Origin of the sequence: Streptomonospora salina (assembly GCF_014204715.1) — a bacterium.
Taxonomy (GTDB): Bacteria; Actinomycetota; Actinomycetes; order Streptosporangiales; family Streptosporangiaceae; genus Streptomonospora; species Streptomonospora salina.
Map to the genome: position 1 here is coordinate 1,808,628 of NZ_JACHLY010000001.1, position 20,023 is coordinate 1,828,650.

At 71.4% G+C, this 20,023-nt stretch carries 25 protein-coding genes; 4 read left to right on the forward strand and 21 right to left on the reverse strand.

Features of this window, described 5'->3' with window-relative positions:
- Window positions 1-7 precede the first annotated feature (7 nt).
- Genes HNR25_RS08045 through HNR25_RS25315 form a run of 3 tightly spaced genes read left to right on the forward strand, consistent with a single transcriptional unit; the run spans window position 8 to window position 3,053 of the window.
- Window positions 8-1,072 (forward strand): FecCD family ABC transporter permease, encoded by a 1,065-nt coding sequence (locus HNR25_RS08045; RefSeq protein WP_312862411.1) that lies wholly within the window; start codon window positions 8-10, stop codon window positions 1,070-1,072.
- Window positions 1,069-2,187, forward strand: coding sequence for a FecCD family ABC transporter permease (locus tag HNR25_RS25310; protein WP_312862412.1), 1,119 nt, complete (start codon window positions 1,069-1,071; stop codon window positions 2,185-2,187). The genes HNR25_RS08045 and HNR25_RS25310 overlap by 4 nt, the downstream gene beginning before the upstream one ends.
- Window positions 2,184-3,053 (forward strand): ABC transporter ATP-binding protein, encoded by an 870-nt coding sequence (locus HNR25_RS25315; RefSeq protein ID WP_312862413.1) that lies wholly within the window; start codon window positions 2,184-2,186, stop codon window positions 3,051-3,053. The genes HNR25_RS25310 and HNR25_RS25315 overlap by 4 nt, the downstream gene beginning before the upstream one ends.
- A gap of 4 nt (window positions 3,054-3,057) precedes the next feature.
- Here the strand turns inward: HNR25_RS25315 and glmM are convergent, their stop codons facing one another.
- From glmM to rplM, 3 genes are all read right to left on the reverse strand, one after another.
- Window positions 3,058-4,407, reverse strand: coding sequence for a phosphoglucosamine mutase (gene glmM / locus HNR25_RS08055; RefSeq protein WP_184634060.1), 1,350 nt, complete (start codon window positions 4,405-4,407; stop codon window positions 3,058-3,060).
- Between the two features lie 260 nt (window positions 4,408-4,667).
- The gene (gene rpsI, locus HNR25_RS08060; RefSeq protein ID WP_184634061.1) at window positions 4,668-5,183 is read right to left on the reverse strand and encodes a 30S ribosomal protein S9; all 516 of its coding nucleotides are present in this window, start codon (window positions 5,181-5,183) and stop codon (window positions 4,668-4,670) included.
- Window positions 5,184-5,218: 35 nt separating this feature from the next.
- Complete coding sequence (gene rplM, locus HNR25_RS25760) at window positions 5,219-5,668, reverse strand: 50S ribosomal protein L13 (protein WP_184634062.1); 450 nt, start codon at window positions 5,666-5,668, stop codon at window positions 5,219-5,221.
- Window positions 5,669-7,567: 1,899 nt separating this feature from the next.
- Here rplM and HNR25_RS08070 point away from each other — a divergent pair.
- Window positions 7,568-8,446, forward strand: coding sequence for a hypothetical protein (locus HNR25_RS08070; protein ID WP_246463539.1), 879 nt, complete (start codon window positions 7,568-7,570; stop codon window positions 8,444-8,446).
- Between the two features lie 136 nt (window positions 8,447-8,582).
- On the opposite strand, the gene truA is transcribed toward HNR25_RS08070, so the two are convergent.
- From truA to HNR25_RS08160, 18 genes are all read right to left on the reverse strand, one after another.
- A complete protein-coding gene (truA, locus tag HNR25_RS08075; RefSeq protein WP_184634063.1) occupies window positions 8,583-9,431 on the reverse strand; it encodes a tRNA pseudouridine(38-40) synthase TruA in 849 nt (282 codons plus the stop codon).
- Window positions 9,432-9,550: 119 nt separating this feature from the next.
- Entirely contained in the window at window positions 9,551-10,093 is a 543-nt protein-coding gene (gene rplQ, locus HNR25_RS08080; protein WP_184634064.1) for a 50S ribosomal protein L17, read from the reverse strand.
- Between the two features lie 77 nt (window positions 10,094-10,170).
- Window positions 10,171-11,196, reverse strand: coding sequence for a DNA-directed RNA polymerase subunit alpha (locus HNR25_RS08085; protein WP_184634065.1), 1,026 nt, complete (start codon window positions 11,194-11,196; stop codon window positions 10,171-10,173).
- Window positions 11,197-11,330: 134 nt separating this feature from the next.
- On the reverse strand, window positions 11,331-11,735 hold the full coding sequence (rpsK, locus tag HNR25_RS08090) for a 30S ribosomal protein S11 (protein WP_184634066.1): 405 nt from the start codon (window positions 11,733-11,735) through the stop codon (window positions 11,331-11,333).
- Window positions 11,736-11,815: 80 nt separating this feature from the next.
- Entirely contained in the window at window positions 11,816-12,196 is a 381-nt protein-coding gene (gene rpsM / locus HNR25_RS08095) for a 30S ribosomal protein S13 (protein ID WP_184634067.1), read from the reverse strand.
- 210 nt (window positions 12,197-12,406) lie between these two features.
- Window positions 12,407-12,520, reverse strand: coding sequence for a 50S ribosomal protein L36 (gene rpmJ / locus HNR25_RS08100; protein ID WP_040274893.1), 114 nt, complete (start codon window positions 12,518-12,520; stop codon window positions 12,407-12,409).
- Window positions 12,521-12,586: 66 nt separating this feature from the next.
- Entirely contained in the window at window positions 12,587-12,808 is a 222-nt protein-coding gene (gene infA / locus HNR25_RS08105) for a translation initiation factor IF-1 (RefSeq protein WP_017593374.1), read from the reverse strand.
- 284 nt (window positions 12,809-13,092) lie between these two features.
- Entirely contained in the window at window positions 13,093-13,557 is a 465-nt protein-coding gene (locus HNR25_RS08110; protein ID WP_184634068.1) for a DUF1707 domain-containing protein, read from the reverse strand.
- A gap of 209 nt (window positions 13,558-13,766) precedes the next feature.
- Window positions 13,767-14,594, reverse strand: a complete 828-nt coding sequence (gene map / locus HNR25_RS08115) for a type I methionyl aminopeptidase (RefSeq protein WP_184634069.1) — start codon at window positions 14,592-14,594, stop codon at window positions 13,767-13,769.
- Complete coding sequence (locus HNR25_RS08120) at window positions 14,594-15,244, reverse strand: adenylate kinase (RefSeq protein WP_184634070.1); 651 nt, start codon at window positions 15,242-15,244, stop codon at window positions 14,594-14,596. The genes map and HNR25_RS08120 overlap by 1 nt, the downstream gene beginning before the upstream one ends.
- Entirely contained in the window at window positions 15,244-16,557 is a 1,314-nt protein-coding gene (gene secY / locus HNR25_RS08125) for a preprotein translocase subunit SecY (protein WP_184634071.1), read from the reverse strand. The genes HNR25_RS08120 and secY overlap by 1 nt, the downstream gene beginning before the upstream one ends.
- Window positions 16,558-16,876: 319 nt before the next feature.
- Complete coding sequence (gene rplO / locus HNR25_RS08130; protein ID WP_184634072.1) at window positions 16,877-17,341, reverse strand: 50S ribosomal protein L15; 465 nt, start codon at window positions 17,339-17,341, stop codon at window positions 16,877-16,879.
- A complete protein-coding gene (rpmD, locus tag HNR25_RS08135) occupies window positions 17,338-17,526 on the reverse strand; it encodes a 50S ribosomal protein L30 (protein ID WP_184634073.1) in 189 nt (62 codons plus the stop codon). Before rpmD ends, rplO begins: the two co-directional genes overlap by 4 nt.
- A gap of 2 nt (window positions 17,527-17,528) precedes the next feature.
- Window positions 17,529-18,131 (reverse strand): 30S ribosomal protein S5, encoded by a 603-nt coding sequence (rpsE, locus tag HNR25_RS08140; protein WP_184634074.1) that lies wholly within the window; start codon window positions 18,129-18,131, stop codon window positions 17,529-17,531.
- Between the two features lie 46 nt (window positions 18,132-18,177).
- Window positions 18,178-18,564 (reverse strand): 50S ribosomal protein L18, encoded by a 387-nt coding sequence (rplR, locus tag HNR25_RS08145; protein ID WP_184634075.1) that lies wholly within the window; start codon window positions 18,562-18,564, stop codon window positions 18,178-18,180.
- A 2-nt stretch (window positions 18,565-18,566) separates the two neighbouring features.
- A complete protein-coding gene (gene rplF / locus HNR25_RS08150; RefSeq protein WP_184634076.1) occupies window positions 18,567-19,106 on the reverse strand; it encodes a 50S ribosomal protein L6 in 540 nt (179 codons plus the stop codon).
- An 18-nt stretch (window positions 19,107-19,124) separates the two neighbouring features.
- Window positions 19,125-19,523, reverse strand: a complete 399-nt coding sequence (gene rpsH, locus HNR25_RS08155; protein WP_184634077.1) for a 30S ribosomal protein S8 — start codon at window positions 19,521-19,523, stop codon at window positions 19,125-19,127.
- A 309-nt stretch (window positions 19,524-19,832) separates the two neighbouring features.
- Window positions 19,833-20,018: a type Z 30S ribosomal protein S14 gene (locus HNR25_RS08160; protein WP_184634078.1), complete on the reverse strand. Its 186-nt coding sequence runs from the start codon at window positions 20,016-20,018 to the stop codon at window positions 19,833-19,835.
- Window positions 20,019-20,023 lie beyond the last annotated feature (5 nt).

Genomic DNA, 20,023 nt, shown 5'->3' on the forward strand with positions numbered 1-20,023 from the left:
AGCGGCTGTGACCACGAGCGCGACCGCTCCGCCGCGCGGCGCCGGGGAATCCGCCCCCTCCTTCGGCACCGGACCGCGCCTGCGGCGCCGGCTCGCCGGGCTCGGCCTGCTGCTGGCCGTACTGGCCGCGTGCGCGGCGCTGAGTATCGCAGTCGGCTCCCGCAGCATCGCCCCCGCCGACGTCTGGAGCAGCCTGGTCGCGCCCGACGGCGACGAATCCAGCACCATCGTGCACGCGCTGCGCCTTCCCCGCACCCTGCTGGGCGCCGTCGTCGGCGTCGCGCTGGGCGTCGCCGGGGTGCTCATGCAAAGCCACACCCGCAACCCCATCGCCGACCCGAGCCTGCTGGGAGTGGCCTACGGTGCCGCGTGCGCCGTGGTTCTGAGCATCTTCCTACTCGGACTCACCGACGTCTCCACCTACGTCTGGTTCGCGATCGGCGGCGCCCTCGCCGCCAGCGTCGCCGTGTTCGCCGTCGCCTCCGGCGGATCGCGCGGCCCCACACCGGTGACCCTCCTGCTGGCCGGCGCCGCGATGAGCGCCATGCTCAGCGCCGTCACCTCGGCCGTCGTGCTGCTGGACGAAAGCAGCCTGGAGGTCTACCGGTTCTGGCGCATCGGCTCGCTCAGCGGCCGCCCCGAGGGAGTGACCGCCCAGGTCCTGCCCTTCGTCGCCGCCGGACTGGTGCTGGCCCTGGCCGGTTCCCGCGGCATGAACGCCCTGGCGCTGGGCGACGACGTCGCCGCCTCCCTCGGGCACCGGGTGCGGCTGGTGCGCGCGTCCGGCGTCGCGGCGATCGCGCTGCTCGCCGGCGGCGCCGTAGCCGCGGCCGGGCCGATCGGGTTCGTCGGCCTGGTCGCCCCGCACGCCGCACGCGCCGTCACCGGCCCCGACCACCGCTGGCTCGTGCCCTACGCGGCGCTGTGCGGCGCCGCGCTCGTCCTCGCCGCCGACGTCGCCGGACGCGTCGTCCGCGGCTCCGGCGAAGTCGAGGCGGGCATCGTACTCGCCGTGCTGGGCGGCCCCTTCTTCGTCGCACTCGCCCGCCGAAGGAGGCTGATCGAGCTGTGAGCGCCCCCGCCTCCCCCCGCACCTCCCCCTCGCCGCACGCGGATCCGGGCGCCGCCCTGAACCGCCCCGTTGCGCACATCGGCCCGGCGGCATGGACCTGGCGCCCCCGGACCGCGCTCGTGTGCCTGGCGGTGGCCGCGCTGCTGGCGGCCGCGTTCCTGCGGGCGCTCGCCGCCTTCGACACCGCCGACGTGGGCCTGGCCGACGCGGCGGCGGTGCTGCTCGGCGGGGGCGACCCCGGCCAACGCTTCATCGTCCTGGAGCTGCGCATGCCGCGCGCGGCGACCGGCGCGCTGGTCGGCGCGGCACTGGGGCTCTCCGGCGCCATCCTGCAATCCCTGGCCCGCAACCCGCTGGCCAGCCCCGACACCCTGGGCATCGGCTGGGGCGCGGCGATCGGCGCCGTCACCGTGATCGTGTTCGGCGGCAGCGCCGGCGGCGTGAGCGGAATCGCGGCCCAGTTCGGCGTACCCGCGGGCGCGATCGTCGGCGGGCTCGCCGCGACCGCTGCGGTGTTCGGGCTGTCCTGGCGATCGGGCGTGCACAGCAACCGGTTGCTGCTGGTCGGCGTCGCGGTCTCGCTGACGTGCGCGAACCTCGTCTACTGGATCATGACCTGGACCGACCTGCAGAGCGCCGCACGGGCTCAGACGTGGGTCACCGGCAGCCTGCACGCCGCCGACTGGGACCGCGCCGGCGCCGCCGCCGTCGCACTGGCTGCGGTGATCCCCCTCACCTTGGGCGTCGGCCGTGCGCTGGGGGCGCTGGGTCTGGGCGACGACGCCGCCCGCGGCCTGGGTGTGCGGGTGGACGCCGCGCGGCTGGTGCTGCTGCTGTTGTCCGCGCTGCTCGTGTGCGTGGCCACATCGGCGGCCGGCCCCATCAACTTCGTCGCCCTGGCCGCCCCGCAGATCGCCATGCGGCTGTGCCGGTGCGCACAACCGCCGCTGTTCACCGCGACTCTGATGGGGGCCGCGCTCACTCTGGTCGCCGACCAGCTCGCGGCCGGGCTGTTCGCCCCCCTGCAGCTCCCCGTCGGCGTGTTCACCGCCGTGCTGGGCGCGCCCTACCTGATGTACCTCATCGTCCTTCGCCACCGGGAGGCCCGACTGTGAACCCCGACCCCGCCGCCCCCGCCGAGTCCGCGCGGCTGCGCGCCGAGGGGGTCACACTGGGCTACGGCGACACCGTCGTCTCCCGCCACCTGGACTTCAGCGTCGCCGACCGCGAGGTCACCGCCATCATCGGCCCCAACGGCTGCGGGAAATCCACCCTCCTGCGGGCGCTGGGGCGGCTGCTGCGGCCGGGGGCGGGCCGGATCGTGCTGGACGGCCGCCCGATCCGGTCGGTGCCTCCGCGCGAAGTCGCCCGCACCGTCGCGGTCCTGCCGCAGTCGCCGCAGGCGCCGCCCGGACTGGCGGTGGCCGACCTGGTGGCACGCGGCCGGCACCCGCACCAGACGTGGTACCGGCAGTGGTCCTCCTCCGACCGCGCTGCAGTCTCCCGCGCGCTGGAGCTGACGGGAATGCTGGACTGCGCCGAGCGCACCCTGGACCAGCTGTCCGGCGGACAGCGCCAGCGCGCGTGGATCTCCATGGCCCTGGCCCAGGAGACGGACCTGCTCCTGCTGGACGAACCCACGACCTTCCTCGACCTCGCGCACCAGATCGAGGTGCTCGACCTGGTGCGCGAGCTCAACGAGCGCCACGGGCGCACCGTCGTCATGGTGCTGCACGACCTCAACCTCGCCGCCCGCTACTCCCACCGCCTCGTCGCGATGCACCGAGGGGCGGTGCGGGCCACCGGACCGGCGGACGAGGTCCTGACTCCCGACCTGCTCGCCGAGGTGTTCGGGTTGCGGTGCGCGGTCGTCCCGGATCCCGTTTCAGCGACCCCGCTGGTGGTCCCGGTGGGCGCCCACGACACCGCGCCCGGCACCGCTGCGGCCGGGTCCGGAGGACCGGACCCGGCCGCCGGCTGACGTCCTAGCCGGCCACCAGGTCTTCGCGTACCACGGTGGCCAGGCGCTCGGCGACCTCGCGGGCGTGGGGTTCGGCGGCGGCCTCGACCATGATGCGCACCATCGGCTCCGTCCCGCTGGGGCGGATCAGCACACGGCCGGTTTCGCCGAGCTCGCTCTCGGCGGCGGTCACCGCGTCGGCCAGCGCCGCCGAGGACTTCGCCCGGGCCTTGTCCACACCGCGCACGTTGATCAGCACCTGCGGCAACCGGGTCATCACCGTAGCCATCTCGTCGAGCGCCGAGCCGCGCCGGCTCACCGCGCCCAGCAGGTGCAGCGCGGTCAGCAGGCCGTCGCCGGTGGTGGCGTGGTCGGTGATGACCACGTGGCCGGACTGCTCGCCGCCCAGGGAGTACCCGCCCTCGCGGATGGTCTCCAGCACGTACCGGTCGCCGACCGGGGTCTCGACCACGGTGATCCCGGCCGCGCGCATGGCGAGCTTCAACCCCAGGTTGGACATGACCGTGACCACCAGGGTGTTCTCGGCCAGTCGGCCCGCCTCGTGCAATTCGAGCGCGAGGATGCCCATGATCTGGTCTCCGTCGATCACCGAGCCGTCGGCGGCCACCGCCAGGCAGCGGTCGGCGTCGCCGTCGTGGGCGATACCGACGTCGGCACCGTGCTCGCGGACCGCCGCGCGCAGCGCGTCCAGGTGGGTCGATCCGCACCCCTCGTTGATGTTCAGCCCGTCCGGGGCGTCGTGGATGGCGACGACCTCGGCACCCGCGCGCCGCAGCGCCTCGGGGGCGACAGCGGCGGCGGCGCCCTCGGCGCAGTCCACCACGACGCGCAGGCCGTCCAGCCGGTGCGGGACCGTGCCGACCACGTGCCGGATGTAGCGCTCGGCGCTGTCGTCGACGGCGTCGCAGACCCGGCCGACCGCGGCGCCCACGGCCCCCTCGGCCGGTTCCTTGAGCGCGGCTTCGATGTCGTCCTCGACGGCGTCGGGGAGCTTCTGTCCGCCGCGCCCGAAGAACTTGATGCCGTTGTCGGGAGCCGCGTTGTGGCTCGCGGAGAGCATCACACCGAAGTCGGCCTCCAGCTCGGCGGTGAGATAGGCGACGGCCGGGGTGGGCAGCACGCCCAACCGGACGACGTCCACACCGGCGCCGGCGAGCCCCGCGACGACGGCCGCCTCAAGGAACTCGCCCGAGGCCCGGGGATCGCGCCCCACGACCGCTTTGGGGCGCGGGCGGCCGCCGTGCCCGCCGGGCAGCACCCGTGCGGCCGCGACGGACAGCTCCAGCGCGAATGCGGCGGTGAGGTCGCGCCCCGCGACCCCGCGTACTCCATCGGTACCGAATAGCCGAGTCACGAACCAATCGCCCCTTCGTGGGTAGTTGCGATACCGGTCGCATCCGGAACGGGGCCGCGGTCTGCTGCAGCGGGGGCGGCCTGCGCCCGCGGAACGGGGGACGCGAAGCGCGGTCGGCCGAGATTCCCGTACGCATGCACCGAATGGGGATGGAACCGGCAGAAAGACGTACGGCCCGCTCAGACCTCCCGGAGGCCGGGAGGAAAGGCGGGCCGTGCCCGGATGCGCCGACCGTGGCCGGCGGCACCGCGGAAGAGCGCTTAGCGCTTGGAGTACTGCGGAGCCTTGCGGGCCTTCTTCAGGCCGGCCTTCTTCCGCTCGACCTCGCGGTCGTCGCGGGTGAGGAAGCCGCCCTTCTTCAGCACGGGGCGGTTGTTCTCGGTGTCCAGTCCGGCGAGCGCACGGGCGAGTCCGTGACGCAGCGCGCCGGCCTGGCCGCTGGGGCCGCCGCCGTTGAGCCGCGCGAAGATGTCGTAGGCACCGTCGAAGCCGAGCGAGACCAGCGGCTCCTTGATGACCTGCTGGTGCACCTTGTCGGGGAAGTAGTCCTCCAACGGCTTGCCGTTGACCTTCCACTCACCCGCGCCGGGCGTGATGCGAACGCGCGCGATCGCCTGCTTGCGCCGGCCGGTGCCGGCACCCGGGCCGGAGGCGGTCGGGACGTACCCGGCGGCGGCAGCCTCGGGGGTCTCGCTGGTGTACTCAGCGGGGAAGTCCTCGGGATTTCCCTCGATGTCCTGAGTTGCGACGTCTTCGATACCGGTCGGCTCGACCACGGTTCTCCTCGTACTTCCTTCAGTCTCGCGAACGCCTAGGCGGGCTGATCGATCTTCTTCAACTCGTAGGGCACCGGCTGCTGCGCCTGGTGCGGGTGCTCCGCGCCGGCGTAGACCTTGAGCTTCTTGGACATCTGACGGCCCAGGGTCCCCTTCGGCAGCATGCCCTTGACCGCCTTCTCGATGGCCCGCTCCGGCTGCTTCTCAAGGAGCTCGCTGTAGGCGACCGAGCGCATGCCGCCGGGGTAGCCGGAGTGCCGGTAGGCGCGCTTCTGCTGCAGCTTGTTACCGGTCAGCGCCACCTTGCCGGCGTTGACCACGATCACGAAGTCGCCGGTGTCGATGTGGGGCGCGTAGTAGGTCTTGTGCTTGCCTCGGAGCAGAGTGGCAACGTGGCTGGCCAGCCGCCCCAGCACGACATCGCTGGCGTCGATGACGTGCCACTGACGCTGGACATCGCTGGGCTTAGGGCTGTATGTGCGCACGATCGTAAGCCTTCGTCTCAGTCGGCGGGGCCCATCCCCGCGGACGGAGATGGAGAACTCGATTACTGGTAGGCTGCCGCGCCCGTCGAAGGGCGAGCGGCCGCCGGATGAGTGCGGAGGATGCGTCACCGGCGCCCACGGATAGAGCATATGGGTGCCCACGGCAACTCAACGCACGAACAGCAGAATATACTATCGCCCGAATGCACTGCCGGTCAAAACGGCCGTTGATCCTACACTGCCGAGTCATGCACAGACCCGCAGCAGCACGGCGACATGTGAATACTCCGCCTTCCATTATGCCTTGTCCGGCGAGTGCTTTGTCCGTGCCACCGGCATCCGGCCTCCTCGCCTCCCGCGACGGGCCTGCGGCGGCCCGGGCCCGCGCAGGCCGCCGAGGCCTCCTAGCGGGGCCGCGGCACGGCGTGCCCGGACGCCGAAGCGTTATCCTCGGGCCCGCACCGTCGATACGACCGGCCGAGCGCGACGCGCACAGCGCCCGCCGCCGCTCCGTCGCGGCAGCCACCCGGAACCGCCGATAGGAGCGGCGGAAGAGCCGGCGGCCCCGTAGCGGTGACCCGCCGCCGACCAGCCGACGCCGGCCAGACCGGCAGGGAGCCTGCGACCGCGACCGCCGTCCCGCCGGGCACCGCGAGACGTCGGGCGCCCGCCCCCGACCCCATCCGCCTCCCCCAGGACAGTCTTCGGAGTACCGCCATCGCATCGCACCCCAATGATCCCAACGACGGCCCCGGCGCCCCCGACGGACGCCCCGATCCGCGGAACCCGGCCACACCACCGGACTCCGCTGAGCACTCCGCCGCGTCCTCCGGGCCGCACCAGCCCTACCCGGCCGCCCCGGCGGACGGCGGCGACCTCCTCAGCGGCGCGGCACCCGAGCCGGGCCCCCCGAGCCCGCACCCCTCGGCCGGCTCCCCTCCCGGGCCGCCGCCGGGCGCGCCCGGCGGCGCCGCCCCTCCGACGCCTCCGGTCGGCCCTTCCGGCCCCCAGGATCCCGCCGCCCGGACCGGCCAACACCCGCAGCAGCCCCAGCACCCCTCCGGCGGGCAGCCGCCCGTGCCTCCGGGCACCGGCGCACGGCAGCCGGCGCCGTCGGGACCGCAGCAGCCCCATCCGCCGCACGCCCCCGCCGGCGGACCGCAGCCCTACCAAGCGCCGCAGCCCCCGGGCCCGACCGGGCCGGGGGGCCAACCCGGCCAACCCGGCCAGCCGCCGGCAGGAGGGCCGACCCAGCCTCCCCAGCCGGGCCGGCCGCACCCCGGAGCCCCGGGACAGCCTCCCGCCGGCGCAGCTCCCCCGGGGCCGCACCAATCGTCGGGCGGCCAGCAGCCTCCGGGCGCGGCGGGTCCCGGCCCGCAGCATCAGTGGCAGCAGCCCCCGCAGCACCGTCCCGGGAGCGGACCGGCCCAGGCGCCGGCCCCGCAGCCCGGCAGCGCACCGCACGGCCCGCCCCAGCCCGGCCAGCCCGGCCAGCCCGGCCAGCCCGGCCAGCCCGGCCAGCCCGGCCAGCCGCAGCAGCCTCCGCCATCGGGCGGCTACGGCGCGCCCGGCGGCACGCCCCAGCCGGGCGCGCCCCAGGCGCCGCACCCCGCCCCTCCCCACCAGCCCCCGGGCGGACCGCCGCCGGCGCAAGGCCCTCCTCCCGGGCCGTCGGCCCTCGGCCCGACACCCAGCCCCCAGCAGCCCCCCCAGCCTCCCCCTGGAGCGGGCGCCCCCGACGGCAACCGGCCTCCCGGGGCCGGGCCGGGTCGGCCGCAGCAGCCGCCCCAGGGGCAGACTCCGCCGGGCGGCCCCGGCGGCGGGCAGCCCCCGCCGCCGCACGGACCGCCCGGCGGACCGCAGCCGCCCTCACCCGACCAACCCATACAGGGCCGGGTGATGACCCCCGGCAGCCCCACTCCCGAAGGCGTGGAGGACGAACCGCTGTTCCCCGCGGACTCCGGCGCCTCCACCCAGAACATGAACGCGGTCTCCGGCGACGGCGCCGCGTCCGCCAACCGGGCCGGCGACGAGTTCGGAGGCCGGCCCATGTTCCGCGGCGACTCCCCCGCGGGCTCGGACGGGCACAGCACCGCCGAAATCGACCTGTCCGAGATCGACGACGGGTACGGGGGCCGGGACCGCAGTCTCCTGCCCACCAACACGGTCCTGCTCGTGGCGGGCTTCGTCGCTGTCCTGGCCCTCGGCGGCGGCGCCGCGTTCTTCGTCGCGACCAGCGGGGCCGGATCCGACGCCGACCTGGCCGCCGGGGAGGTGCCGGACACGCCCGCCGATCTCGAAACCGGCGACCTGTTCCCCGACACCGTCGACGTCGCCGGACAGTCCTACAGCCTCAGCACCACCGACGACACCGACGAGTGCCCGACCGCCGCCCACGGCGGATTCGGCGAGGTGCTGGCCGAGAACAGCTGCGTGCAGATCGTGCGGGCCACCTACGTCGCCGAGGACGCGTCGACTGCCGTGACGGTCGGCATCGCCGCCATGGGCAGCCCCGAAGAGGCCCAGGCGGCCGAGCGCGAGCAGGACCTCGGCTCGTCGAAGTGGTTCGCCGGCCTGCAGGGCGAGGACGGCAGCGGCGCCGAGCGCATGGACGTCGCCGGCGGCCACGGATCGGGGGCTCGTTGGGGCCCTTACCAGGTCTTCTCGCTGTCCGCGTCCAGTGACGGCCGCGTCAACGACGACCGCGCCGACGGGATGGCCGAGGTCAGCGAGGACTTCCTGGACGTCCCGCTGGAATCGCTGGGCGGCACCGTCTGACGCGGGCCGCCGGACATGAACGGGCTCCGACACCCGCGGCGGGTGTCGGAGCCCGTTCATGTCCGGCTCTTCGGCCGGCTGCGCCCTCACCGGCGCCGACGCGACACGGGCGGAGCGGAACGCACCGCCCGGACGCTCACTCCCGCGGCGGGACGGACAGCGTGCGGACCCTGCGGCTGGCGGCCGCCCGTGCCGCCGATTCCTCCGGCGGCGGGTAGCCCACCTCCTCCAGCGTCAAGCCGTGCGGGGCGACGACGTGCACAGCGGAGTCGCGCACCCCGGCGCCGAGCACCCGCGCGGGCCAGTCCTCGGCACGGCGGCCCTCGCCCACCGCCAGCATCGCGCCGACCAGCGCACGCACCATGTTGTGGCAGAAGGCGTCGGCCTCGACCGTCGCGGCATAGAGGTGCTCGCCCTCGGTGCGCCACTCCAGGCGCAGCAGCTCGCGCACGGTGGTCGCGCCCTCGCGCTTGCGGCAATAGGCCGCGAAGTCGTGTTCGCCCACCAGGCCGTCGGCGGCCCGGTTCATCGCCTCGACGTCGAGCGGCCGCCGGTTCCACAGCACTTCGCGGCGCCGCAGCGGGTCCACCCCGCCGGGCGCGTCGCTGACCCGGTAGACGTAGCGGCGGAACAGCGCGGAAAAGCGCGCGTCGAATCCCTCGGGCGCAGCGCTGACGGCTCCCACACGCACGTCGGGCGGCAGCACGCCCGCCAGCCGCCGCAGCAGCCGCTCAGGCCCCTCGGCGGCCCGCACGGCTTCGGGAACGTCCAGATGGGCCACCTGCCCGCGGGCGTGCACGCCCGCGTCGGTGCGTCCGGCGACCGTCAGCCGCACCTGGCCGCGATCGAGCCGCAGTACGCGGCTCAGCGCCGCCTGCAGCTCACCCTGAACGGTGCGCCGACCCGGCTGCTCGGCCCAACCGGAGAAGTCGGTGCCGTCGTAGGCGATGTCCAGCCGCAACCGGGCTCCGGAACTCTCCCCCATGCGCGGACCCCATCCTTCCCGGACGCTCCCGCCGCAGGCCCCCCGACACGCAGGTGCCCGGGTCCCTACACCGGGATCCGGGCACCTGGAGACGCTCTGCGGCGGGATCCGCCGCTTCGCTACTTCTCGTCCTCGGCGGAGTCGGCGGGCTTCTCGGCGCCCTCCGGCTCCTGGGCCGCGGCCGTGTCCTCGCCGGACTCGGCACTGTCGGCCCCGGACTCGGACTCGGCCGGAGCCGTCTCCGCGGCGGCGGCCTGCGCGGCGGCCTCGGCCGCCTGGCGGGTCGCGGCCGGCGGCGTGGCCGGGCCGGCCTCGACCAGCTCGATCACGGCCATCGGGGCGTTGTCGCCCTTGCGCGGCCCGATCTTGGTGATACGGGTGTAGCCGCCGGGCCGGTTCTCGTAGCGCGGGCCGATCACCGTGAACAGCTCGTGCACGACAGCCTTGTCGGTGATCTTGGTCAGCACCTGGCGCCGGGCGTGCAGGTCCCCGCGCTTGCCGAGGGTGATGAGCTTCTCGGCGTAGGGACGCAGACGCTTGGCCTTGGTCTCGGTCGTCTTGATCCGGCCGTGCTGGAACAGCGACGTCGCCAGATTCGCCAGCATGTGCCGCTCATGTGTCGGGCCGGCCCCGAGACGGGGCCCCTTGGTCGGCGTGGGCATTGTGTCGTTCTCCTAGTGGTGCCGGTCGGCCGCCGCACCTCGGCGGGCGGGGCGGCCGACCTTGCGAGGAAGGTCTATCAGTACTGCTCGGTCTCGACGAAGGCCTCGTCGTCGTCGTCCTCCTCCGCGCCGTAGGAGTCGGCCGCGGTGCTCGGGTCGAATCCGGGCGGGGAGTCCTTCAGCGACAGGCCCATGTCGATGAGCTTCTGCTTGACCTCTTCGATCGACTTCGCGCCGAAGTTGCGGATGTCGAGGAGGTCCTGCTCGGACCGGGCCACGAGCTCGCCGACCGAGTGGATGCCCTCGCGCTTGAGGCAGTTGTAGGACCGCACCGTGAGGTTGAGGTCCTCGATCGGCAGGGCCAGATCGGCGGCCAGGGCCGCGTCCGTGGGCGAGGGCCCCATGTCGATACCCTCGGCGTCGACGTTCAGCTCACGCGCCAGGCCGAACAGCTCGACCAGGGTCTTGCCCGCGCTGGCGACGGCGTCGCGGGGACGGATGCTGGGCTTGGACTCGATGTCCACGATCAGCCGGTCGAAGTCGGTGCGCTGCTCGACGCGGGTGGCCTCGACCTTGTAGGTGACACGCAGGACCGGCGAGTAGATCGAGTCGATCGGGATACGACCGATCTCCTGGCCCGGCTGCTTGTTCTGCGTCGCCGAGACGTAGCCGCGGCCGCGCTCGACCGTCAGTTCCATCTCCAGTTTGCCCTTGCCGGTGAGGGTCGCGATGTGGAGGTCGGGGTTGTGCACCTCGACGCCCGCCGGCGGAGCGATGTCCGCGGCGGTGACCACACCGGGCCCCTGCTTGCGCAGGTACATCAGCACCGGCTCATCGTGTTCGGAGCTGATGACCAGCCCCTTGAGGTTGAGGATGATCTCAGTGACATCCTCCTTCACGCCGGGCACGGTGGTGAACTCGTGCTCGACGCCCTCGATGCGGATGCTGGTGACCGCCGCCCCCGGAATCGAGGACAGCAGGGTGCGGCGCAGCGAGTTGCCGATCGTGTAACCGAATCCCGGCTCCAGCGGTTCGATGACGAACTTCGAGCGGAACTCGCCGAGGGACTCCTCGGAGAGTGTCGGACGCTGAGCGATCAACATGGTGGATGGTTCCTTTCCCCGGGCCGCCCGCTATATGACGGCCACTGGACGGCCCCGCGGTCGCGGGGCCCGATCTGCCCTGCCCGCCGGCGCCCCGAGGGGCGCGAGAGGCAGTGCGTTCCCGTGCGCCCGAGTCAGACCCGGCGGCGCTTGGGCGGACGGCAGCCGTTGTGCGGCACCGGCGTGACGTCCTGGATGGAGCCGACCTCGAGGCCGGTGGCCGTGAGGGAGCGGATGGCGGTCTCGCGGCCGGAGCCGGGGCCCTTGACGAAGACGTCGACCTTGCGCATCCCGTGCTCCTGGGCACGGCGCCCCGCGGCCTCGGCGGCCATCTGCGCGGCGAAGGGGGTCGACTTGCGCGATCCCTTGAACCCGACCTGCCCGGAGCTCGCCCACGAGATCACCGCGCCGTTGGGGTCGGTGATGCTCACGACGGTGTTGTTGAACGTGCTCTTGATGTGGGCGTGGCCATGGGAAATATTCTTCTTTTCCTTGCGGCGCACCTTGCGCTGAGTTGCCTGACGGCCCTTAGGCGGCATACCTGAAAACTCCCAAGATCATCGGTCCGTTCGCGGTCGCCGGTCGCCTGGTCGCGACGTCGGCGGAGTAGACGGACTACTTACTTCTTGCCGACCTTCTTCTTGCCGGCCACGGTCTTCTTCTTGCCCTTGCGGGTGCGCGCGTTGGTCTGCGTGCGCTGTCCGTGCACCGGCAGGCCGCGGCGGTGGCGGAGACCCTCGTAGCTGCCGATCTCCATCTTGCGGCGGATGTCGCCTTGGATCTCACGCCGCAGATCGCCCTCGACCTGGTAGTTGGCGTCGATCCAGTCGCGCAGCTTGACGAGGTCGTCCTCGCCCAGCGCGTGGACGCGGGTCTCGGGGCTCACGCCCGCATTGGTGAGGGCTTCGACGGCGCGGGTGCGCCCGATCCCGTAGACGTAGGTGAGAGCGATCTCCACCCGCTTCTCGCGGGGGAGGTCGACGCCGGCGATGCGTGCCATATGGGCGAACTCCTCGGTTTCCGTTGCGGAGGTTGTACCCGTCCCACCCTCTCGTCGCCCAAACGACGAGGCCCCGGCCTCCGACCGGGGGTTCTCCCCTCGCTGCGAGGGGATCGGGACAGGCCTGTCAGAACGCCGCCGCGGCCGACCGCGGGGCTGTATGCGGGCGTCAGTGCACTGCGCTCACGAGCGCGCCGAGCAGCGGGGGCTTCAGCCCTGGCGCTGCTTGTGGCGCGGGTCCGAGCAGATGACCATGATCGTGCCGTGGCGGCGGATCACCCGGCACTTGGCGCAGATCTTCTTGACGCTCGGCTTGACCTTCATGGTGGCTCCGAACTCATGGAATTCGTCCGTCGCCGCTACCGCCGGTCGCCCGGCGACGGCGGCGGACTACTTGTATCGGTAAACGATGCGCCCGCGCGTCAGGTCGTACGGGCTCAGCTCCACGACGACGCGGTCGTCGGGAAGGATGCGGATGTAGTGCATGCGCATCTTGCCGCTGATGTGGGCAAGGACCTTGTGCCCGTTGTCGAGCTCCACTCGGAACATTGCGTTGGGTAGGGACTCGATAACGGAGCCCTCGATTTCGATGGCGCCGTCTTTCTTAGCCATATCCTCCACCGGGATCATCCCCGCCGACGGCGGGGAACATACGGAATGACCCGAGCTGTGCGCCCGGGCACTGCTGAAGCGATAGCGAACACTGAGAGATCAGGTCGACTGCGACAGCAACGCGCGCAGGCGAGCCGACGCGAACGAAGGCGGGCAGCCCGACCCAACAGCCCGAGTGTGGGCATAGCCATTCTACCCCGCACACGCGGGTGCTGCAGACGCCGCGGCAGCGCCCCGCCCGCCTGCGGCACACGCCCGGCGAGCGCGCTCGCGCCCGCGAAAGGCTAGGTTCCGCCGCTTTGCGGACCGCCGCGATTCACGGCCGCCAGCGCGAGGGTGATGAACACCATCACGATACCCCACGGCACCAGCACCCAGAGGAACCACGGGTAGCCGGCGGTGGCGCCGGTCAGAAGCAGGATCAGCCAGATCGTGAAGCACAGCAGGTTGACTCCGCCCCACAGCGCCCACGGAATCGCCAGTGCGGGGTCGCGCAGCAGCCCGCGGTCGGCGCCCAGCGGCGGTGGAGGCGCCTGCTCTTCCGCCCCCGGCGCGGTGAGATCGCCTGCGGGCAGGTCCGCGGTGAGCGGAACCAGGTCCTCGCGGGTGCGCGCGTTGTAGGCGCTCTCCAGCCGGCTGTTGAACTCCGCGTTCTCCAGGCGGCCCTCGGCGAAGTGCCGCTGGAGCAGCTTGGCGACCCGGTCCCGGTCGGTGTCGGAAGCCCGCATCCGCGGTGAGGACTCCGGCATCGCCCCGCCCTCCTCGCACCTGAGCACACGGGCGGGTACCCGCCCGTGACGCCAATGGTAGGCGACCGGCCGGGCATCCGTACCCGGGCCGGAGGCCAGGGGCCGCGCGGAATCCCGCCGGAACCGCACGCTCGACCGACCGCGGCCGGATCCGGACGGACGGGCCGCCCGTGCCGGGCTGCGCCCGCCCGCGGGAGCGCCCGCGAACCTCAGTCGAAACCGGGGTCGGGAAATCCCATCGCGGCGATCCGCTCCCGGTTCTCCGTGCGCGCGGTCAGCACCAGCGGACCGTCGGCCGTGATGGCCACCGAATGCTCGAAGTGCGAGGACCGCTCGCCGTCGCGGGTCACCACGGTCCAGCCGTCCTCCAGCTCCATCACGTGCCGGGCGCCGGCGTTGGCCATCGGCTCGATCGCCAGGCACATGCCCTCGACGAGCTCCTGGCCCTTGCCCCGTTTGCCGTAGTTGAGCACGTGCGGGTCCATGTGCATCTCGGTCCCGATGCCGTGGCCGCCGTACTCCTGCACGTTGCCGAACCGGCCCTGCTCGCGCATGTAGCCGTCCACGGCGGCGCCGATGTCGCCCAAGCGGTTGCCGGGACGGAGCTCGGCGATGCCGCGCCACATGGCTTCCTCGCAGATCTCCATCAGCCGCGCATCCTGCGGGCGGAGCCCGCCCACCGCGAGCGTGACAGCGGAGTCGCCGTGCCAGCCGTCCAGGATGGCACCGCAGTCGATCGAGATGATGTCGCCGTCCGCCAGCACCTTCGAGGCGCGCGGGATGCCGTGGACGACCTCTTCGTTCACCGAGGCGCAGATGGAGCCGGTGAAGCCGTAATAGCCCTTGAACGAGGGCACGGCGCCGGCCTCGCGGATGCTGCGCTCGGCGATCCCGTCGAGGTCGAGGGTGCTCATGCCGGGCTCGGCGGCGGCGCGCAGCCGATCCAGCGTGCGCGCCACCACCTTGCCCGCTTCGCGCATCTTCGCGATTTCGGCGGCGGTCTTCAGCTGCACCGCCGGCTGGGCCTTGCGGAACATCAGACGCCGCTTCGCAGCGCGGCCTGGGCCCGCCGGGTGACGTCGTCGACGTCGCCCGTGGCGTCGATGGCCACCAGGATGCCCTCGTCCTCGTAGAACGCCACCAAGGGCTCGGTCTGCTCGCGGTAGACCTCCAGCCGGTGGCGGACGACCTCTTCGCGGTCGTCGTCACGCTGGAACAGCTCACCGCCGCAGTTGTCGCACACGCCCTCGGCCCGGGGCGGCTCGAACTCCACGTGGTGCACGTGGTTGCAGTTGCGGCACTGCCGCCGTCCGGAGAGCCGCTTGACGACCTCCTCCTCGTCGGCCCTGAGCTCGACCACGGCGTCGAGCCGCTGGCCCAGACCGTCGAGGATCTTGTTCAGTACCTCGGCCTGGGCCACGTTGCGAGGGAAGCCGTCGAGGAGGAAGCCGTCCTTGGCGTCCTCCTCCTTCAGCCTGTCGCGGACCATGGCGTTGGTGACCTCGTCCGGGACGAGGTCGCCGCGGTCCATGTAGGCCTTGGCCTGCTTACCCAGCTCGGTACCACCGCTGACGTTGGCACGGAAGATGTCGCCTGTGGACACCTTCGGAATAGACAATTCGGACGCCAAGATCTGGGCCTGGGTGCCTTTTCCGGCTCCCGGGGGTCCCACCAATACGGCACGCACTATCGCAAGAAACCTTCGTAGTTCCGCTGCTGGAGGTGACTCTCGATCTGCTTCACCGTGTCCAGCCCGACACCGACCATGATCAGGATGCTCGTACCGCCGAAGGGGAAGTTCTGTGTCGCACCGGAGGCTCCCAGCGCGACCATCGGCAGCAGAGCGATCAGCCCGAGGTACAGCGAACCGGGCGTCGTCAGCCGGGTGAGGACGAAGTCCAGGTACTCGGCGGTCGGACGCCCGGGACGGATACCCGGGATGAACCCACCGTACTTCTTCATGTTGTCGGCGACTTCAGCGGGGTTGAACGTGATGGCCACGTAGAAGAACGCGAAGCCGATGATCATCGCGAAGAAGGTCGCCATGTACACCGGGTGCGTGCCCGAGATGAAGTAGGTGTTGATGAAGTCGGCTACGGGGTTGTCGGCGTCCTGACCCATCAGGCCGATGGCCAACTGCGGCAGGTACAGCAGCGACGACGCGAAGATCACCGGGATGATGCCGGCCTGGTTGACCTTCAGCGGGATGTAGGTGGAGCTGCCGCCGTACATCCGGCGGCCCACCATGCGCTTGGCGTACTGCACCGGGATGCGGCGCTGGGCCTGCTCGATGAAGACCACGCCGGCGATGAGGAAGAGGCCCGCCACGCAGATGAGCCCGAAGACCCAGGCTTCCTGCTCCTGGAACATCGTGGTCATCGCCGACGGGAAGCCCGCCACGACCGTGGTGAAGATCAGCAGCGACATGCCGTTGCCGACGCCGCGCTCGGTGATCAGCTCACCGAACCACATGATCAGCCCGGTACCCGCGGTCATGGTGACGACGATGGTCACCAGAGTCAGCGGATCCTGGTTGGGCATGTACGTGCTCACGGGGATCTGGCCCTGGAACAGCTGCCCGGTACGCGCCATCGCGACGATGCTCGAGGACTGCAGGACCGCCAGCAGCAGGGTCAGATACCGCGTGTACTGCGTGATCTTGCCCTGGCCGGACTGCCCCTCCTTCTTCAGAGCTTCAAGCCGCGGCACCACCACCGTGAGCAGGTTGATGATGATGCTGGCGGTGATGTAGGGCATGATCCCCAGCGCGAAGACGGCGAGCTGGAACAGCGCGCCTCCGCTGAAGAGGTTCAGCAGCGCGAAGACTCCACTGGAGTCCTGCGCTTGGACGGCCTCCAGCTGCTCGCGGATGGCCGCCGAGTTGATGCCCGGTGCCGGAATCACCGCTCCCAGCCGGAAGACCGTCAGGATGAACAGCGTGAAAAGCAGCTTGTTGCGGAGGTCAGGCGTGCGGAACGCACGGATGAACGCACCTAGCACGTCTCCTCCTGCGAGGTTTCGGCGGCGGAACCGGTTCCAGACATCGCGGCCGATCCAGAATCGTCGTAGCACGGCGGCCCCGGGAGGGGTCCCGGGACCCTGGGGTCTTCGATCAAGCAGTATCGCACTGTAACAGCCAATCGCGGGGGGATGAGGATCGACCAGGCCATGGGGCATAACGCCCAGTGCCCGGACGATGGCACGCGGGCATCGCCCCCGAACCTACCCCAACCCGCCGATCAACGCGCAGGGGCGCCCACCGGTTCCCCCTCTGCGGGTTGCACCGGTGGGCGCCCCTGGCGTGATGCGGCGATCATTCCTACCGCGCGGTGGCGCTGCCACCGGCCGCGGCGATCTTCTCCCGGGCCGAGGCCGAGAACGCGTCGGCGGTCACCTGGACCGCCACCGAGATCTCGCCCTCGCCCAGAACCTTGACGAGCTGGTTCTTGCGAACCGCGCCATTGGCGACCAAGCCCTCGACGGTGACCTCGCCACCCTCGGGGTAGAGCTCCTCGATCTTGTCCAGGTTGACCACCTGGTAAGTGGTCTTGAACCGGGCGTTGCTGAAGCCCTTGAGCTTCGGGATCCGCTTGATCAGCGGCATCTGCCCGCCCTCGAAGCCGACCGGAACCGTAGAACGGGCCTTGGTGCCCTTGGTTCCGCGGCCCGCCGTCTTGCCCTTGGACGCTTCGCCGCGACCCTTGCGGATCTTGGCCTTGTTGGACCCCGGGGCCGGCTTCAGGTGGTGCAGCTTGACCGGCTCGTCGGGCGTGTAGTCGCTCATGCGTCAACCTCCTCGACGTTCACGAGGTGCGCGACGATGGTGATCTGCCCGCGCACGGCGCGGTCGTCCGCCCGCACGACGGACGAGCCGATCCGGCGCAGTCCCAGCGAACGCAGGCTGTCGCGCTGCTTCTGATTGCCGCCGATCTTGGAACGGACCTGGGTGATCTTCAGCTTGTTGGCCATGGTCAGTTACCCGCCTTCGCCTCAGCACGGGCGCGCAGCATGGCGGCCGGAGCCACGTCCTCCAGGGGCAGCCCCCGCCGTGCGGCGATCTCTTCCGGCTGGTTGAGACCCTTCAGCGCCGCAACGGTGGCGTGCACGATGTTCAGCGGGTTCGACGAGCCCAGCGACTTGCTCAGCACGTCGTGGATCCCGGCGCACTCCAGCACCGCACGGACCGGACCGCCGGCGATGACACCGGTACCGGGTGCGGCCGGGCGCAGGAGCACGACGCCGGCGGCGTCCTCGCCCTGAACCCAGTGCGTGATCGTGCCCTGGACGCGCGGCACGCGGAAGAAGTTCTTCTTCGCGGTCTCGACGCCCTTGGCGATGGCCGACGGGACCTCTTTGGCCTTCCCGTAGCCGACGCCCACCATGCCGTTGCCGTCACCGACGACGACCAGGGCGGTGAAGCTGAAGCGACGACCGCCCTTGACCACCTTGGCGACCCGGTTGATGGTCACGACTTTTTCGATGTAGGAGACACCCTTGTCTGCGGCGCCGCCGCGGCGATCGTCGCGGCGGTCACGCCGCTCGCCACCGGCGCCGCGCCGCGGAGCTGCAGCCATCAGTGGTTCCTCTTCTCATTGGTGAAAATGCTTGCGACCGGGTTCATCAGAACTCCAGTCCGCCGGCGCGCGCGCCGTCGGCCAGCGCGGCGATACGGCCGTGGTAGCGGTAACCGCCGCGGTCGAACACCACCGACGAGACGTCCGCGTCCTTGGCGCGCTGCGCGAGCAGCTCGCCGACCTGGCGGGACTTGTCGGACTTGGTGCCTTCGCCGCCGCGGATGTCGCGGTCCAACGTGGAGGCCGCCACCATCGTGTGGTGCCGGGTGTCGTCCACGATCTGGGCTTCGATGTGCTTGGAGGACCGGAACACGACCAGGCGCGGACGCTCCGGGGTCCCCGAGATCTTCTTCCGGACCCGAAGGTGGCGGCGCGCGCGGGACGTCGCGCGCTTCGCCGTGGCCTTGCGGACCGGTGCCGTGGTCTTAGCCATGACTACTTCTTCCCAGCCTTTCCGGCCTTGCGGCGAACCCGCTCACCCTGGTACCGCACGCCCTTGGCCTTGTAGGGGTCGGGGCGGCGCAGATTGCGGATGTTCGAGGCGACCTGACCCACGAGCTGCTTGTCGATGCCGTCGACGTGCAGCACGGTCGGCTTCTCGACGCGGAACGTGATGCCTTCGGGCGGCTCCATCACGATCGGGTGGCTGTAGCCCAGGTCGAACTCCAGGTTGGAGCCCTTGGCCTGGACGCGGTAACCGACGCCGTGGATCTCCAACGTCTTCGTGTAGCCGTTGGAGACGCCCTCGATGAGGTTGGCGATGAGCGCACGGGTGAGCCCGTGCAACGAGCGGTTGTCCGGCTTGTCGTCGGGCCGGTTCACGTGGAGCTCGTCGTCCTCCCAGCCGATCGTGATCGGCTCGGGAACCCGGTGGCCCAGCTCGCCCTTCGACCCCTTGACCTTGACGTCCTGCCCGTCGATGGTGACCTCGACGCCCTTGGGAACCGAGATCGGCCGTCGACCAATACGCGACATGACGAAATCCCTCCCCTTCTACCAGACGTAGGCGAGGACTTCGCCGCCCACGCCGCGCTTCTTGGCCTGCTTATCGGTCATCAGGCCGCCGGACGTCGAAATGATGGCGACGCCGAGGCCGCCCAGCACGCGCGGAAGGTTGTCCTTCTTCGCGTAGACGCGCAGGCCGGGCTTGGAAACCCGCCGCACGCCGGCGATGGAGCGCTCGCGCGTGGGCCCGTACTTGAGGTCGACCACCAGGCTCTTGCCCACGGCGGCCTCCTCGCTGCGCCAGCCCTGCACGAAGCCCTCCTGCTGGAGGATCTCGGCGATGTGCGCCTTGATCTTGGAATACGGCATCACCACGGTGTCGTGGTAAGCCGAATTCGCGTTTCGCAGACGTGTAAGCATGTCTGCGATCGGGTCGGTCATCGTCATGGCCGATAGGCCCTTCCTCACCGCGGTTTCCCCAAGGACAGGCCTTTCCCTTCAAGACCTGTTCCCGCGCCGGACGCGGGTTCCTCTAGGACCTACGGCGTGGTCATGGGCACCGCGCCGATCGCCGGCACCGTGCCCTGTCGGTTCTATGTCGTACTGCGTGGTGCACACGCCCCGGGCGGATCCGGGGCCGTGTCTCCTACGTCCGCTCCGCACGCCGGCGGCCGCCTCGCCGGCGGCCGCGCCTGTGCCCGGGGCCGGGCCCGCCTTCGCGGCGGTGCCGCTCCCCGGGCACAGGCGCAGGAGGAACTACCAGCTCGCCTTGGCGATACCGGGCAGCTCGCCGCGGTGGGCCATCTCGCGGAAGCAGATACGGCAGAGGCCGAACTTCCTGAAGACGGCTCGCGCGCGCCCGCACCGCGAGCACCGAGTATATGCGCGAACGCTGTACTTCTGCTTCCGGTTCGCCTTGGCGATCAGTGCCTTCTTAGCCATGCTCT

What these genes read in the sequence shown, in the direction of transcription:
- HNR25_RS08070 (WP_246463539.1), top strand. Translation starts at nt 7,568, where the DNA reads ATGACCCCCGGCAGCCCCACTCCCGAAGGCGTGGAGGACGAACCGCTG.
- truA (WP_184634063.1), bottom strand. Translation starts at nt 9,431, where the DNA reads ATGGGGGAGAGTTCCGGAGCCCGGTTGCGGCTGGACATCGCCTACGAC.
- rplQ (WP_184634064.1), bottom strand. Translation starts at nt 10,093, where the DNA reads ATGCCCACGCCGACCAAGGGGCCCCGTCTCGGGGCCGGCCCGACACAT.
- HNR25_RS08085 (WP_184634065.1), bottom strand. Translation starts at nt 11,196, where the DNA reads ATGTTGATCGCTCAGCGTCCGACACTCTCCGAGGAGTCCCTCGGCGAG.
- rpsK (WP_184634066.1), bottom strand. Translation starts at nt 11,735, where the DNA reads ATGCCGCCTAAGGGCCGTCAGGCAACTCAGCGCAAGGTGCGCCGCAAG.
- rpsM (WP_184634067.1), bottom strand. Translation starts at nt 12,196, where the DNA reads ATGGCACGCATCGCCGGCGTCGACCTCCCCCGCGAGAAGCGGGTGGAG.
- rpmJ (WP_040274893.1), bottom strand. Translation starts at nt 12,520, where the DNA reads ATGAAGGTCAAGCCGAGCGTCAAGAAGATCTGCGCCAAGTGCCGGGTG.
- infA (WP_017593374.1), bottom strand. Translation starts at nt 12,808, where the DNA reads ATGGCTAAGAAAGACGGCGCCATCGAAATCGAGGGCTCCGTTATCGAG.
- HNR25_RS08110 (WP_184634068.1), bottom strand. Translation starts at nt 13,557, where the DNA reads ATGCCGGAGTCCTCACCGCGGATGCGGGCTTCCGACACCGACCGGGAC.
- map (WP_184634069.1), bottom strand. Translation starts at nt 14,594, where the DNA reads ATGTTCCGCAAGGCCCAGCCGGCGGTGCAGCTGAAGACCGCCGCCGAA.
- rplO (WP_184634072.1), bottom strand. Translation starts at nt 17,341, where the DNA reads ATGAGCGACTACACGCCCGACGAGCCGGTCAAGCTGCACCACCTGAAG.
- rpmD (WP_184634073.1), bottom strand. Translation starts at nt 17,526, where the DNA reads ATGGCCAACAAGCTGAAGATCACCCAGGTCCGTTCCAAGATCGGCGGC.
- rpsE (WP_184634074.1), bottom strand. Translation starts at nt 18,131, where the DNA reads ATGGCTGCAGCTCCGCGGCGCGGCGCCGGTGGCGAGCGGCGTGACCGC.
- rplR (WP_184634075.1), bottom strand. Translation starts at nt 18,564, where the DNA reads ATGGCTAAGACCACGGCACCGGTCCGCAAGGCCACGGCGAAGCGCGCG.
- rplF (WP_184634076.1), bottom strand. Translation starts at nt 19,106, where the DNA reads ATGTCGCGTATTGGTCGACGGCCGATCTCGGTTCCCAAGGGCGTCGAG.
- rpsH (WP_184634077.1), bottom strand. Translation starts at nt 19,523, where the DNA reads ATGACGATGACCGACCCGATCGCAGACATGCTTACACGTCTGCGAAAC.
- HNR25_RS08160 (WP_184634078.1), bottom strand. Translation starts at nt 20,018, where the DNA reads ATGGCTAAGAAGGCACTGATCGCCAAGGCGAACCGGAAGCAGAAGTAC.